Annotated in this window: 13 protein-coding genes; 11 read left to right on the forward strand and 2 right to left on the reverse strand. The window is 69.5% G+C overall.

Annotated elements, in window-relative coordinates; translation table 11 throughout:
• Nucleotides 1–282 precede the first annotated feature (282 nt).
• Nucleotides 283–1,218: a DUF3027 domain-containing protein gene (locus BT364_RS15735; protein ID WP_079179483.1), complete on the reverse strand. Its 936-nt coding sequence runs from the start codon at nt 1,216–1,218 to the stop codon at nt 283–285.
• A 448-nt stretch (nt 1,219–1,666) separates the two neighbouring features.
• Here BT364_RS15735 and BT364_RS15745 point away from each other — a divergent pair, with 448 nt between their 5' ends.
• The 4 genes from BT364_RS15745 to BT364_RS15760 are packed head-to-tail and all read left to right on the forward strand — an operon-like array spanning nt 1,667 to nt 5,174.
• The gene (locus BT364_RS15745; protein WP_072485772.1) at nt 1,667–3,085 is read left to right on the forward strand and encodes an MFS transporter; all 1,419 of its coding nucleotides are present in this window, start codon (nt 1,667–1,669) and stop codon (nt 3,083–3,085) included.
• 27 nt (nt 3,086–3,112) lie between these two features.
• Entirely contained in the window at nt 3,113–3,592 is a 480-nt protein-coding gene (locus BT364_RS15750) for a DUF2771 domain-containing protein (protein WP_072485773.1), read from the forward strand.
• 27 nt (nt 3,593–3,619) lie between these two features.
• Nucleotides 3,620–4,324 carry a futalosine hydrolase gene (locus tag BT364_RS15755; RefSeq protein ID WP_072485774.1) on the forward strand — a complete coding sequence of 235 codons (705 nt, stop codon included), beginning with the start codon at nt 3,620–3,622 and terminating at the stop codon, nt 4,322–4,324.
• Complete coding sequence (locus BT364_RS15760) at nt 4,305–5,174, forward strand: 1,4-dihydroxy-6-naphtoate synthase (RefSeq protein ID WP_072485775.1); 870 nt, start codon at nt 4,305–4,307, stop codon at nt 5,172–5,174. Before BT364_RS15755 ends, BT364_RS15760 begins: the two co-directional genes overlap by 20 nt.
• A 64-nt stretch (nt 5,175–5,238) precedes the next feature.
• On the opposite strand, the gene BT364_RS43950 is transcribed toward BT364_RS15760, so the two are convergent.
• On the reverse strand, nt 5,239–5,622 hold the full coding sequence (locus BT364_RS43950) for a cold-shock protein (RefSeq protein WP_072485776.1): 384 nt from the start codon (nt 5,620–5,622) through the stop codon (nt 5,239–5,241).
• A gap of 244 nt (nt 5,623–5,866) precedes the next feature.
• Between BT364_RS43950 and BT364_RS15770 the strand changes: the two genes are divergently transcribed.
• The 7 genes from BT364_RS15770 (at nt 5,867) to BT364_RS15800 (ending at nt 12,101) form a co-directional block, all read left to right on the forward strand.
• The gene (locus BT364_RS15770) at nt 5,867–6,091 is read left to right on the forward strand and encodes a hypothetical protein (protein WP_072485777.1); all 225 of its coding nucleotides are present in this window, start codon (nt 5,867–5,869) and stop codon (nt 6,089–6,091) included.
• A gap of 319 nt (nt 6,092–6,410) precedes the next feature.
• On the forward strand, nt 6,411–6,776 hold the full coding sequence (locus BT364_RS15775) for a DUF6507 family protein (RefSeq protein WP_072485834.1): 366 nt from the start codon (nt 6,411–6,413) through the stop codon (nt 6,774–6,776).
• Nucleotides 6,777–6,865: 89 nt separating this feature from the next.
• Entirely contained in the window at nt 6,866–8,719 is a 1,854-nt protein-coding gene (locus tag BT364_RS15780; RefSeq protein ID WP_072485778.1) for a hypothetical protein, read from the forward strand.
• Nucleotides 8,716–9,732: a hypothetical protein gene (locus tag BT364_RS15785; RefSeq protein ID WP_072485779.1), complete on the forward strand. Its 1,017-nt coding sequence runs from the start codon at nt 8,716–8,718 to the stop codon at nt 9,730–9,732. Before BT364_RS15780 ends, BT364_RS15785 begins: the two co-directional genes overlap by 4 nt.
• A 42-nt stretch (nt 9,733–9,774) precedes the next feature.
• Entirely contained in the window at nt 9,775–10,152 is a 378-nt protein-coding gene (locus BT364_RS15790) for a hypothetical protein (protein ID WP_072485780.1), read from the forward strand.
• The gene (locus BT364_RS15795) at nt 10,149–10,517 is read left to right on the forward strand and encodes a toxin-antitoxin system YwqK family antitoxin (protein ID WP_256259799.1); all 369 of its coding nucleotides are present in this window, start codon (nt 10,149–10,151) and stop codon (nt 10,515–10,517) included. The genes BT364_RS15790 and BT364_RS15795 overlap by 4 nt, the downstream gene beginning before the upstream one ends.
• Nucleotides 10,518–10,694: 177 nt before the next feature.
• Nucleotides 10,695–12,101 carry a DUF6177 family protein gene (locus tag BT364_RS15800; RefSeq protein WP_072485781.1) on the forward strand — a complete coding sequence of 469 codons (1,407 nt, stop codon included), beginning with the start codon at nt 10,695–10,697 and terminating at the stop codon, nt 12,099–12,101.
• Nucleotides 12,102–12,109: the final 8 nt, after the last annotated feature.

The raw sequence follows: 12,109 nt of genomic DNA on the forward strand, positions 1-12,109 counted from the left end.
CAGGGTTCCGTCCTCGATCACCGGACGGGCCGGGGTTGCCGGGCGAGCGGCAAATAACCCGAACGCGCGGAAAGTCTCCGAGGGGCGGGAAAATCCCCGGGCCGACGGAGAGTTCCCCGGACGGGCGGCAAGAACAAGCCCGCCCGGCGATTGAGGGCAAAGCGGTGCGCCGGGGGCGCCCGGCATCCCGCTCAAGCCCGTCCGGCGCTTGAGGACGGAACCGGCCCGCCGGAGCAACCCGCAACCCGCACCCGAGGGAAGCCACACCGCCCCGGCCACCGCCTACGAGTGGCCGAGGTCCTCCGTCGGCGCGTCCGCCTCCGCCGGGACCGAGCCGGAGTCCCGGGCCGGCCGCAACGGATACTCGTCCACCTGCATCGTGTCCAGCGCGTGCGGCGCCGGCTTCGGCGGCTTCGGCATCACCGCCGCCTCCGAATGCCCACCGCACCCGTACGACAGCGACACGACCCGCCCGTCCGCCGGACCGAACTCGTTCGCGCACACCCCGAACGCCTGCCTGAGCGAACCCGCCAGCGGCACCAGGAACGCACAGGTGACGCACGAGGCCGGGGCCGCCTGCGCCATCGGCGTCTTCGCGCCGAACGCCTCGTCCCACCGGTCGGCCGCCGCGTGCAGCCCGTACCGGGACAGCACCCGCGCCCGCCGCATGCCGAGCTCGTCCGCGACCGCCGCGATCGAGCCCCGGCTCGTCGTCGCGGGGCGGGTCGTCAGCTCCGCGTCCTCCGCGTCGACGAGGTCGGCCATCTCCTGCGACACCTCGGAGACCGCGGAGTTCGGCGGCGGCTCGTCCTCGCCGGTGTAGCCGGGCTCCAGGCGGATGTCGTCCGCCTCGGTGGGCAGCAGATCGCCCGGCCCCATGTCGCCGGGGCGCAGCCGCTCGCTCCAGGGCACCCACTCCGGGGCGAGCAGCGCGTCGCTGCCGGGCAGCAGCACCGTTTCGTCGAGGGTGACGTACTTCGCGCGGGAGGCCCGCGCGACGGTCACCGCCCAGCGCCAGCCCCGGTAGCCGGGCTCCTCGCACTCGAAGAAGTGCGTGACGACCCGGTCCCCCTCGGAGACCACGCCCACATGCTCACCGACGACCCCTGGCGCGGCTGCCTCCTCGGCCGCCGCGCGGGCAAGGTCTACCGCCTCGGCGCACAGACGGTCGGGAACAGGGGTACGGGCCGTACGGCTTCGCGTCGTCGCAGCACTCACAGGTCTCGCTTCTCTCCTACGCCAGTCTCACGAGCGCGCCAGCACATCCATCGATTTCGGCCATGACGGATGCGGGCGGAGCGGACCTGGGGGCCGCGTCGACGTCCACACCCGTTGCTGCCTGCCTCGGGCGCACCTTCTGCAACCCATTCTGCGGGATCGCCGAGAGGCGCGCGGCCGAGAACAACCGCCGGTGGCGCGCTAGGCACGCTACCCTCTCCGCCGCCCCCCGCCCACCTGCCCGTCCCAAACAAGGCCGTATCCGGTGTCGTGTGCTCGGCGAATCCCCTGCGAATCCCTCACGAATCCGCTGGGAAAACCTCCCCCGGCCACTCACGGACGGCCCCGGCCCCGGGCCGGGCCGGATCGCTGGCCCGACAGGGCGGAGTGCACCGCGCCCCGCGCCGATGCCGGTTCGCCGCCACCTCTGCTGGGGCACTATGACGAGGTGACTTCCGCCAGGTCGCACGAGGGGCCCGGCCCGCTCCGCAGGACGGGCCGGGCGATCGGCCATGCTCTCCACCTGCCGTTCACCGGTACCGCGAGGGGCATCCGGAAGGCGACGCACGCCCATGGCGCCGGGGAGTCCGGGCTCGGCAAACTGATCGAACTGCATGCCGTGAACGGCGCGGGCGACGTGATGATCACGGTCGCGCTCGCCTCGACGGTGTTCTTCTCCGTGCCGACGGACGAGGCCCGCGGCCGTGTCGCCCTCTACCTCGCGATCACCATGGCGCCCTTCACGCTCCTCGCCCCCGTGATCGGCCCGCTCCTGGACCGGCTGCCGCACGGCCGGCGCGCCGCGATGGCCGCTGCGATGCTGGCCCGCGCGGTGCTCGCGCTCACCATGTCGGGCGCGGTCGCCACCGGCGGCCTGGAGCTGTATCCGGCCGCGCTGGGCGTCCTGGTCTGCTCGAAGGCGTACGGGGTGGTGCGCAGTGCGGTCGTGCCGCGTCTGCTGCCGCCGCGTTTCTCCCTGGTGAAGGCGAACTCCCGGGTCACGCTCGCCGGGCTGCTGGCGACCGGAATCGCCGCCCCGGTCGGGGCGGGGCTGCAGATCCTCGGGCCCGGCTGGCCGCTGTACGGCGCGTGCGTGATCTTCATCGGCGGGACGGTTCTCGCCTTCACGCTGCCGCACAAGGTCGACTCCTCGAAGGGCGAGCGGAAGGCCCAGCTGGTGCCGCCGCACGGCACGGTGGCGCCCGGGTCCGGGACGAGGGGGCCCTGGAGGGGCCGGGCGAGGGGCCGGGAGCGCAACGGCGGGAAGCGGCCCGGTCTGCGGTCCGTGGGCCCGTCCGTGCTGAACGGGCTCCAGGCCAACACCGCGCACCGCGCGCTCTCCGGCTTCCTGATCTTCTTCCTGGCGTTCCTGCTGCGCGAGCACCCGTTCTCCGGGCAGAGCGCCGCCGTCTCGCTCGGCATCGTCGGCGTCGCGGCCGGCGTGGGCAACGCGTCCGGTACGGCGGTCGGCTCCTGGCTGCGGGCCCGCGGCCCCGAGGTGATCGTCGTCTCGGTGCTGGCCCTGGCCCTGGGGGTCGCCGTGCTCGCCGCGCTCTTCTTCAGCACGGTCATGGTCGCCGCGCTCAGCGCCACGGCGGGTTTCACGCTGGCCCTGTCGAAGCTCTCGCTGGACGCGATGATCCAGCGCGACGTACCCGAAGAGGTGCGCACCTCCGCGTTCGCCCGCTCCGAGACCCTGCTCCAGATGGCCTGGGTGGTCGGCGGCGGCATCGGCATCCTCCTCCCCCTCAACGGCGTACTGGGCATGTCGGTCGCCGCGGGCATCCTCGCCCTCGGCGCCGCAACGTCCGTACGGGGTCTGCTGGGCGCCGCGCGACACGGCTCGCCGCACCCCCGCGTGGCGTGAACCGGAGCGACCGATAGCCTTCGGCCCATGACCGTTGCGTTCTTCTCCGGTAAGGGCCGCCGAATCGGCGTCGCTCTTGGTGCCGTGTCCGCGGGACTCCTCGTCCTCTCCGCCTGCGACAAGCCGACGCCGCTCGCGACCGTAACGGTCGGCGGCAACTCGGTGAGCTCCGAGGCCACCTGCTACAACGACGGCAAGCCGCTCAAGAAGTCCGAGTACCAGAGCTGCCTCAACAAGAAGGCGGAGAAGTCCGTCGAGGTCGCGATGGACGACAAGGTCCGCTTCGGCGTCGACCCGGAGATCGCGGACAACGGCTGGACCCTGTTCATCAACGGCCAGCAGGCCGAGCAGGAGCCGTACAAGAAGACCTACCGGTCCATCCCGGGCAGCGCGTTCTTCTCCAGCCAGACCGGCGAGACCACGGACAAGACGCAGATCAGCATCGTGGAGACCAGCGGCAAGCAGCTGACCGGCGTCTGGCACTTCGAACTGAAGAAGTCCTCCTGACACCCTCCTGACCTCGGAGGTTCCCCCGTGCGTGTGCTCGTCGTGACCGCTGTCCCCGCAGAACGGGACGCGGTCACGCGTGCGTGCGGGGACATTTCCGAGGTGCGGGCGCACCGGGTTCCCGGCGCCGAACTCCACCGCGCGGGCCCCTTCGACGTCCTCGCGGGCGGCGCCGGACCGGCCGCCGCGGCCGCCGCGACGGCCTTCGGCCTCGCCTCCGGACCGTACGGCCTCGTCGTCTCGGCCGGCATCGGCGGCGGATTCGCACCCGTCGCCCCGGTCGGCTCGCTCGTCGTCGCGAGCGGGATCGTCGCCGCCGATCTGGGCGCCGAGACCCCCGAGGGCTTCGTGCCCGTCACCGGCCTGGGCTTCGGCCGCGACCGGTTCACGCCACCGCCCGCGCGGGTACGGGACGTGGCCGCCGCCACCGGGGCGCTCACCGCCGAGATCCTCACCGTCTCCACCGTGACCGGCAGCGCCGAGCGCGCCGCCGCGCTGCTCGCCGCGCACCCGGCGGCCGGCGCCGAGGCCATGGAGGGCTTCGGGGTCGCGGAGGCCGCCGACCGCGCCGGCGTGCCCGTCCTGGAGATCAGGGCCGTCTCGAACGCCGTCGGCCCGCGCGACCGGGACGCCTGGCGCATCGGCGACGCGCTGTCCGCGCTCACCGAGGCGTTCGGGAAGCTCGTACCCGTACTGGAAGGTTGGACCCACCATGACCGAAACGACTCCTGACCCGTCGAATCCGCTGCGGATCGCTTTCTCGCCGTGCCCGAACGACACCTTCGTCTTCGACGCCTGGGCGCACGGAAGGGTCCCCGGCGCGCCCGCCCTCGATGTCACCTTCGCGGACATCGACATCACCAATGGAATGGCCGAGCGCGGTGAGCTCGACGTCCTCAAGGTCTCGTACGCGGTCCTGCCGTGGGTGCTCGACGAGTACGCGCTGCTCCCGTGCGGCGGGGCGCTGGGCCGGGGCTGCGGACCGCTCGTCCTCACGAAGGACGGGGCGGACACCGACCTGACGGGCCGGACCGTCGCCGTACCGAGCGAGCGTTCCACCGCCTATCTGCTGTTCCGCCTCTGGGCGGCCGAGGTGGTGCCGGGCGGAGTCGGCGAGATCGTCGTGATGCCGTTCGACGAGATCATGCCCGCCGTGCGCGACGGGAAGGTGGACGCCGGTCTCGTCATCCACGAGGCCCGGTTCACGTACCAGAACTACGGGCTGCACAACCTCGCCGACATGGGCCGGCACTGGGAGGAGACGACCGGGCTGCCGATCCCGCTCGGCGCGATCATCGCCAAGCGGTCGCTGGGCGCGGACACGCTGAAGCTGCTCGCCGACTCGGTGCGCACTTCGGTACGGATGGCCTGGGACGACCCGGAGGCGTCCCGGCCGTACGTGCTGGAGCACGCCCAGGAGATGGACCCGGCCGTGGCGGACCAGCACATCGGGCTGTACGTCAACGAGTTCACGGCCGACCTCGGCGAGGACGGCTACGCGGCGATCCGCGGACTGCTGACCCGCGCGGCGGCCGAGGGGCTGGTACCGCCCCTCGGCCCCGACGCACTGTCGTTCGTCTGAGCCGCGCCCGTTCTCGGACGTCGAGCAGGGTCAGACGTCGAGCGGGACCGGACGCCGAGCGGGATCAGACATCCAGCTGGTCGGCGACCGCGCGCAGCAGGCCGCCGATCTTCTTGCCGGCCGCCTTGTCCGGGTACCGGCCGCGCTCCAGCATCGGCGTGATGTTCTCCAGCAGGGTGGTCAGGTCCTGCACGATGGACGCGAGCTCGTCCGGCTTGCGGCGCTGCGCGGCCGCGACGGACGGGGTCGGGTCCAGGATCGCCACCGAGAGCGCCTGGTCTCCACGCTGACCTGCGACGACCCCGAATTCGACGCGCTGGCCCGGCTTGAGGGCATCGACGCCGTCGGGGAGCACGGAGGAGTGCACGAAGACGTCGCCGCCGTCGTCGCGGGAGAGGAAGCCGAAGCCCTTCTCACTGTTGAACCACTTGACCTTGCCAGTCGGCAAAGCACGCACCCCATCTCAACCCGTATGCAACCTGTATGCCGGAACAAATCCTCAGCAGGTCAGGCTATCCAGTGGTGGTGCTCCCCTGCTGGCAGCAGCCTCCCCAGGGGGAGTACCCCCCGTCAAGCCTGGTCATCCGGACTCTGTCCGGAAACGGCGCCTGCTTCACACACCGGTCACCACGGGGTTGACGGCGGGGTTGACCGCGGGGTTGACCGCCGCTGCCGGGAACTACCCTGGCGGGGTGAGTACTACACCTTCTGGCGCAGGTGACCGGCTGGTCCGGATCGGCGCGATCGTCTTCTTCATCGGCGCACTGTCCACCCTGGCCACCATGGCCCCCCTCTTCCTCGGCACCCACCCGCTCCCGTCCATCGCCTGGTCGCTGTGCATGCTGATGGGCGTCGGCTTCCTCATCGCCGCGGCGGGCGTGATCCGCTCGGTCCGGGCGGGCTCGCCGAAGCGATAGCGCGGCCGGGACGCCCACACACACCCTCGTTCCCTGGCGCAAACACCACCGGCCGCACCGCCCAGCCGTCCGGCCATAGCCTCGCGGGTCGACGACAAGAGACAGAGAAGACGGATTCAGCTGCTCACCTGACAGCTGGCTGCGGTCGCCACAGCACTCCGACACCACGTTGTGTGTCCAATCCAACACACGTTTGGCTTGAATTGCGTTGCCAGTGCTAATAGCCCCTTGATACAGATGAAGATCTTGTCGTCGGCGGCACGCGTGTTGCCGGACGCAGGTGACGAGACGTATCGGCCGGGGGATGCAGGGGAACGGCATGACGGGGTGGGACATCAGGCCGAGCGGGGTGGAGTCCGTTCTGTCGTTGGTGGGTCTGGCCGCCGAGGACCTGAGCAAGAGCGTCAGGGGCTACGGCGAGAGCGTGGAGGATGCCGCGCTGCACGCGGGGACGATCAGCGGGCCGTACTGCGGCGAGGCACCGGCGGGACCGGTCGGCGCCGCGGTGGCGAACTTCATCTCGGACACCCAGCAGCGGATCAGGTTCATGGCCGCCCGCACGAAGAAGTCGATGGACGGCACCGTCAAGGCCACCACCGAGTACATCGAGGGTGACCTGGCCATGGCCGCCCGCGCCCAGCACGAGGCGAGGCCAAGCCGCACGCCGACCGGCTCAAGCAGCTGAAGCTGGACGCGATCGGCTTCGTCGACGGCGTCCGGGGCGATGACGACTGGACCAAGGACGAGAAGAAGACCGACGCGCACCAGGCGTTGATGGACGGCGTGGATGCGGCGCGCGCGGCCTTCCAGGAGGCCGAACGCAACGCGGCCAACAAGATCAACGCGATCAGCCCCGCTGCCTGCCGCCCCGCGTGGATCATCGACGACGGCACCCACGGGCTCGGCATGTACGGCCAGAACGCCGACACGCTCAAGGGCATGAAGGACCTGCCGTGGGGCAGCCCCGAAGGGCGTACCTATGAGCGCTGGAGCCTGGAGTGGTGGGGGCACGGGGCCAAGAGCTGGGCGTGGGACGGCATAGCCAAGGACAGCATCTGGGGCGGTATCGACGGCCTGGGCACCCTCGTCGGCTTTCACGGGGGCGAGGCGCGCGACCAGGCCTGGGACGGTCTGCGACGCACCGCCGTCGGCGGCTACGCCTACGGCATGGACCTGTTCGGCCAGGACGAGCACCTGTCCGACTGGCAGCGCGACAGCAAGGCGTACGCGAAGGAGTTCGGCAAGCAGTTCATCGCGTACGACATGGCGAACGAGGATCCCGCTCGCGCCCACGCCGTGGTCTCCTTCAACATCCTCACCCTCGCCACCGGCCCCTTCGCCGCTGCCGCGAAGCTCGGCAAGGGCGGCACGATCGCGAAGGTCGCCGGCACCATGGCGAAGATCGGCGACGCCCTCGACCCGCTCTCCGGCACGTTCAAGGCCGCCAAGGCACTTTCGGACCTGCCCAAGGTCTCCCAGGTCCTGGCCAACGTCAGCGACCACCTCCAGATCCCGAAGACCAAGTTCCCCGACGGCGCCTTCGACCTCGACAGCCGCTACCGGGTCGACAAGGACGGCAAGTTCGTCCCCCTGGACCCCGACGGCAAACCCAACCTGGCCCCGGCCAGGCACGAACCCTCCGCCGCCGAACGGGGCGCCGGCCGGCCGAACGGTGACCGCGAACCGGTCGGCGTGGGCGCTCGAACAGGCGAGAGCTCGGCACATGCGGGCGACCGCAGGTCGCCACAAGCGAGCCATGACACACCCGGCGAGAACGGTGATCGCACCGATCCGATGAATGAGGGGCAGGGCGGTCAATCCGGTGAACATGGGAGCGCGGACGGCCATCCTGATGACGGCGTTCCGAACGGAGCGGGCGCATCCCATGGCTCCGACGGCCGCGGTGGGTCCGACGGGGATGTTCCCGCGACGCCTGACGGTCCATCGCCGGACGGCGATGGACAATCCATGGTTCGCGGGGGCGAGACAGAACAACGCATTCGTGACGCGATCAAGGGAATCCCTGGCAAGGAACGGCCGAAGCCTAATGTCCTTGAGAGGGTGTTTGACCGGCTCGCTTCGGAACCCGACGGCCAGCGGGTAGCCGATGTCATCGCCTCTGGGCAATTCAATCAAAGCGACAGGCTCGGGCAGGTCATATCATCCTTGGGGGCAAAAAGGGAGCAAATGTTCCAGCCCAGTGCCGACCAGCTCATCTTCGCAGACGACCTGGTCAGGAGTGGCGTGCCCGCACACGCCATCGACTTTGAGCAGAAGGTTCCGGTCGGCGCCGACATGGACATCCGTATCAAGGACGAGTTCGGTGCGGTCTACGGCTACCAGATGAAACACCTCAACGACCCCATGGATCCAGTCAGCGAAATCACCAGAGGCCATAACTTGCTTCAGCTGGCGAGAGCCGAAGCTGACCACCACGTGCTGCTCGTGGACGGTGGGCGAGGGACTCGCGCGGACTGGATGACAAACGGCTCATACGATGCCCTGATGGACATTCATCGCGGCGGGAACGGACCGAAGGGCGAAGGCATCGCATTTGTCGTACGTCTGGAGGATGGAAACCTCGTGATCCCGCCCGGCAGCAAGCTCGACCCCAAGGACATGTTGTGATCACCTCGACGCCCATTGGCGACTGGACGTGGGAACTTACTGCGGATAGTGGTGAGATCCGGCCCACCCGTGCCGCACAGATCGCGGCAGCAATCTGGAACGAGCTGGCTGAACGGGAGCTTGCCCTGCCCGGCAGGGAGGTCAGCGTTCGAGTCAATAACCGGGACAACCCACGTGATGTCCTCCTCGACGTGAGGAGCCTGCGTATGGAGACGGCCCCCCTGGCTCCACAATCGGCCCTCGCGCAGGCTGTGGAACAAGCCGAGGCGCTCGATGGGAACTTCGTCGTCACCATCCGCATCGAATGCCCTGGCTTGTGGCTGGAGCCAGGATTCAAGTATCGCGCGGAGAAACTGTTCGCAATCCATCTGGAGGTTTGGGGCGGCAAACTGCTCGTCGCGACGTTGGAGACGTACTCCGACGCCTGGCTGACGATGGACACACGCGACCGAGAACAGCCTGAGGTGCACGCGGCGAACGCTCCCCGGCTCGCTGCCGCGCTGCAGGGCATCTCGGTACTGCTTGGCAGGGCACCCACACCCGGGGACGAGAACCGCTACGCGGCACCGAGCGAGACCGGTTTCAAGGACCTGCGGATCGAGGGTCCCGCCTACGACGATTCCTGGGGGACGTTCGAAGGGTTTAACCGGGCAAACCTGCTGCAGTCCCGCATTCCGCACTCCGAGGACGAGTACGAGCAGATCACTGAGCACCCGGTTCGGTACTTCACCATTCAGCGGGACGGGAGGACGCTCGGTTTCGTCTGGGCTTCCGTCGGCGATGCTGCCGCTGGTTATGCACCCCGGACTGCGGCCGGAGACGAGGCGTTCGACGCGGGAGCAGCCTGGCTGTTGAACTTGCGAGAAGCACACGGGCGAGGTCTCGTCCCGCTCGCAGCACTGGACTGGCTGGCCAAGTGCCCGGCCCGGCCCGAGATCGGCGTGATCGCTGAGGACACCCCTCAGGAGGCATCGTCCCTGGACGCCTTGGAGGAGTTGTCGGGTCGGTACTGACACCAGCCCCGTATCCCCACTTCTCGTGCCAGGAAGCAGCCAATGACTCAGGACGTCATAGCCCTCACCCCGCAGATGCCGGACACCAGGACGCTGTTGGCCGGGCTCCTCGCCGGCGGTCCCGATCTGCTCGTGAATCGGGCGGGCGACGGGTCTGTCGCCCAGCTGTGCACGGCTGCCGGGCAGGCACTGGTGTCGCTCGAAGCACCCCGGTACGTCCAAGTGCCGGGTGAGGTGGCCCGGTTGGTCGGCCCGGACGTGCGCGCGGAGTCGCCCGTGTGGTGGACCGAGGCGCGGGCGACCAGTTCCGTGGAGGGGGCCGCGCGGCTGGCCGGGTCCGTCGCCGGGCGGCTGGTCACCGTGCACGGGGGCGGTCGATTTACGGGCTATCCACCGAGCGACGAGAATTGGATTCCATGATGAACCAGGTGCATCGCATCGACATCGATGACCCTGATGTCGATATGGACATGGGGCATCGCCTACTCTATCGCGGAGAGTTGTTCACGGGAGAGGCCGCAGAATATCAGGACAGGCAAATGGTCTGCCTCGACACCTACGTCGATGGAATCAAGAACGGATTGTCCCAGATGTGGCATCCGGATGGCTCTTTGAGATTGCGGGGAGCTGTTATCAATGGCGTCGCATCAGGGGAGTTCCTGGAATGGCACCCCAATGGCGCCCTGAAGTCTCGAAAGTTTTTCGATAATGACATCTATTCACTTCGGGAAGAAACCACTTGGGACGATAAAGGTAACATTGTCCGCGACTGGCATCGCGAATAGACGCCTGTGCGGGCACCTCTCCCGCTCCTCAAGAAGAGCATGCCCGGCCGCGCATCTGCGTCATCTGGAGCCGGTTCTTCTTCTCCGGCTGTCCACACCCTGCGGGACTGACGCTGCGGTTGGCCTCTCAAGCCCACCGAAGAGGGATGACGCGTTCCACCACTTCAGGAGCAGCCAATGACTCAGGACGTCATAGCCCTCACCCCGCAGATGCCGGACACCAGGACGCTGTTGGCCGGGCTGCATGCCGGCGGTCCCGATCTGCTCGTGAATCGGGCGGGCGACGGGTCTGTCGCCCAACTGTGCACGGCTGCCGGGCAGGCGCTGGTGTCGCTCGAAGCGCCCCGATACCTCCAAGTACCGGGTGAGGTGGCCAGGTTGCTCGGGCCGGACGTGCGCGCGGAGTCGCCCGTGTGGTGGACCGAGGCGCGGGCGACCAGTTCCGTGGAGGGGGCCGCGCGGCTGGCCGGGTCCGTCGCCGGGCGGCTGGTCGCCGTGCACGGGGGTACCGTCTGGCCGCGCGAGACCGGTCACACCGACGTCGTGACCGATCTCGCCGACACTGCCGCGGACACCTTCCCCCTGGGCGTCGACCTGCTCACCGAGAAGGCCGCCGTCGTCATCCAGGGCCGCCCCGTGATCGCTGCCACGACCTGGCTGACCGACGTGGTGCGCAACGCGGCCCGCACCGAACGCGAACTCCAGCTCGTCACCCCGCCCAGCACCCGGCTCACCTTCCCCGCCCGCACACTGCTGGACGGGCTGCCCTCCCGCTGGGTCGTGAGCGACCCCGAGTGCGGGTACTACGACGGCCTCTCCGGGGCCGTACTGCACTGGCACAACGGGCGATTCACCCACACCGCCGACGACAGACCTCAGATCGCGGACGCTTTCCGTCCCCGACCCGGCACCGAAGGCGAACGGCAACTACTGCTCTCCATCCGTACGGTCCACCCCGCCGACGGGCATCTCGTCCTGGGCGGCGCCCTGGAACAGGCCTGGCGCACACTCACCGGAGCCCCGCCCGCCGGATGGGCAACCGCCGAACCCGTCAGCGTTCCCTGGTCACCACGGCAGTTGACCGACCTGGCCCGCACCCGCGCCCAGCAGTCCCTGCCCACCTGGGCCGTGGCAATCGGCACCCCCGACCACCCGGCGATCGCCACCGTGCGCACCGCCCGCACCCGCCTCGGCGTCGAAGAGCACATCACGCTGGCCGTCGGCTACCGCGCCGATCAGCACACTCCGGTGGATGCCATGCCCGAGCTGGCCGGATCCCTGGCGGCCAGACACAACCTCGCCACGATGGTCGGCCAACTGCGCACCGCACGAGCGGATCTGACCACCCCGGCCCACCACGAGCCTCCCCCGGTGCCTCTCGCCTTCACCCTCGGCCCCGACGCCGTGGCCGAGCTCGGCCTCGACCACGCCCGCCGAGCCCTCACCGACACCGCTCCCGTCCACCTCGGCCCGGCCACCCGACCTGCCCTGCACTACACGCTCGGCGACGGTACCGACGCCGCCGCCTGGCAGCGCCTGCGGCAGATCAACGACTACTTGGCAACCAGCACTGGTGGAGACTGAGCCCCCGC

The organism is Streptomyces atratus, from assembly GCF_900119365.1.
GTDB lineage: Bacteria > Actinomycetota > Actinomycetes > Streptomycetales > Streptomycetaceae > Streptomyces > Streptomyces atratus_B.

What these genes read in the sequence shown, in the direction of transcription:
- BT364_RS15750 (WP_072485773.1), top strand. Translation starts at nt 3,113, where the DNA reads ATGACCGTTGCGTTCTTCTCCGGTAAGGGCCGCCGAATCGGCGTCGCT.
- BT364_RS15760 (WP_072485775.1), top strand. Translation starts at nt 4,305, where the DNA reads ATGACCGAAACGACTCCTGACCCGTCGAATCCGCTGCGGATCGCTTTC.
- BT364_RS15775 (WP_072485834.1), top strand. Translation starts at nt 6,411, where the DNA reads ATGACGGGGTGGGACATCAGGCCGAGCGGGGTGGAGTCCGTTCTGTCG.
- BT364_RS15780 (WP_072485778.1), top strand. Translation starts at nt 6,866, where the DNA reads ATGGACGGCGTGGATGCGGCGCGCGCGGCCTTCCAGGAGGCCGAACGC.
- BT364_RS15790 (WP_072485780.1), top strand. Translation starts at nt 9,775, where the DNA reads ATGACTCAGGACGTCATAGCCCTCACCCCGCAGATGCCGGACACCAGG.
- BT364_RS15795 (WP_256259799.1), top strand. Translation starts at nt 10,149, where the DNA reads ATGATGAACCAGGTGCATCGCATCGACATCGATGACCCTGATGTCGAT.
- BT364_RS15800 (WP_072485781.1), top strand. Translation starts at nt 10,695, where the DNA reads ATGACTCAGGACGTCATAGCCCTCACCCCGCAGATGCCGGACACCAGG.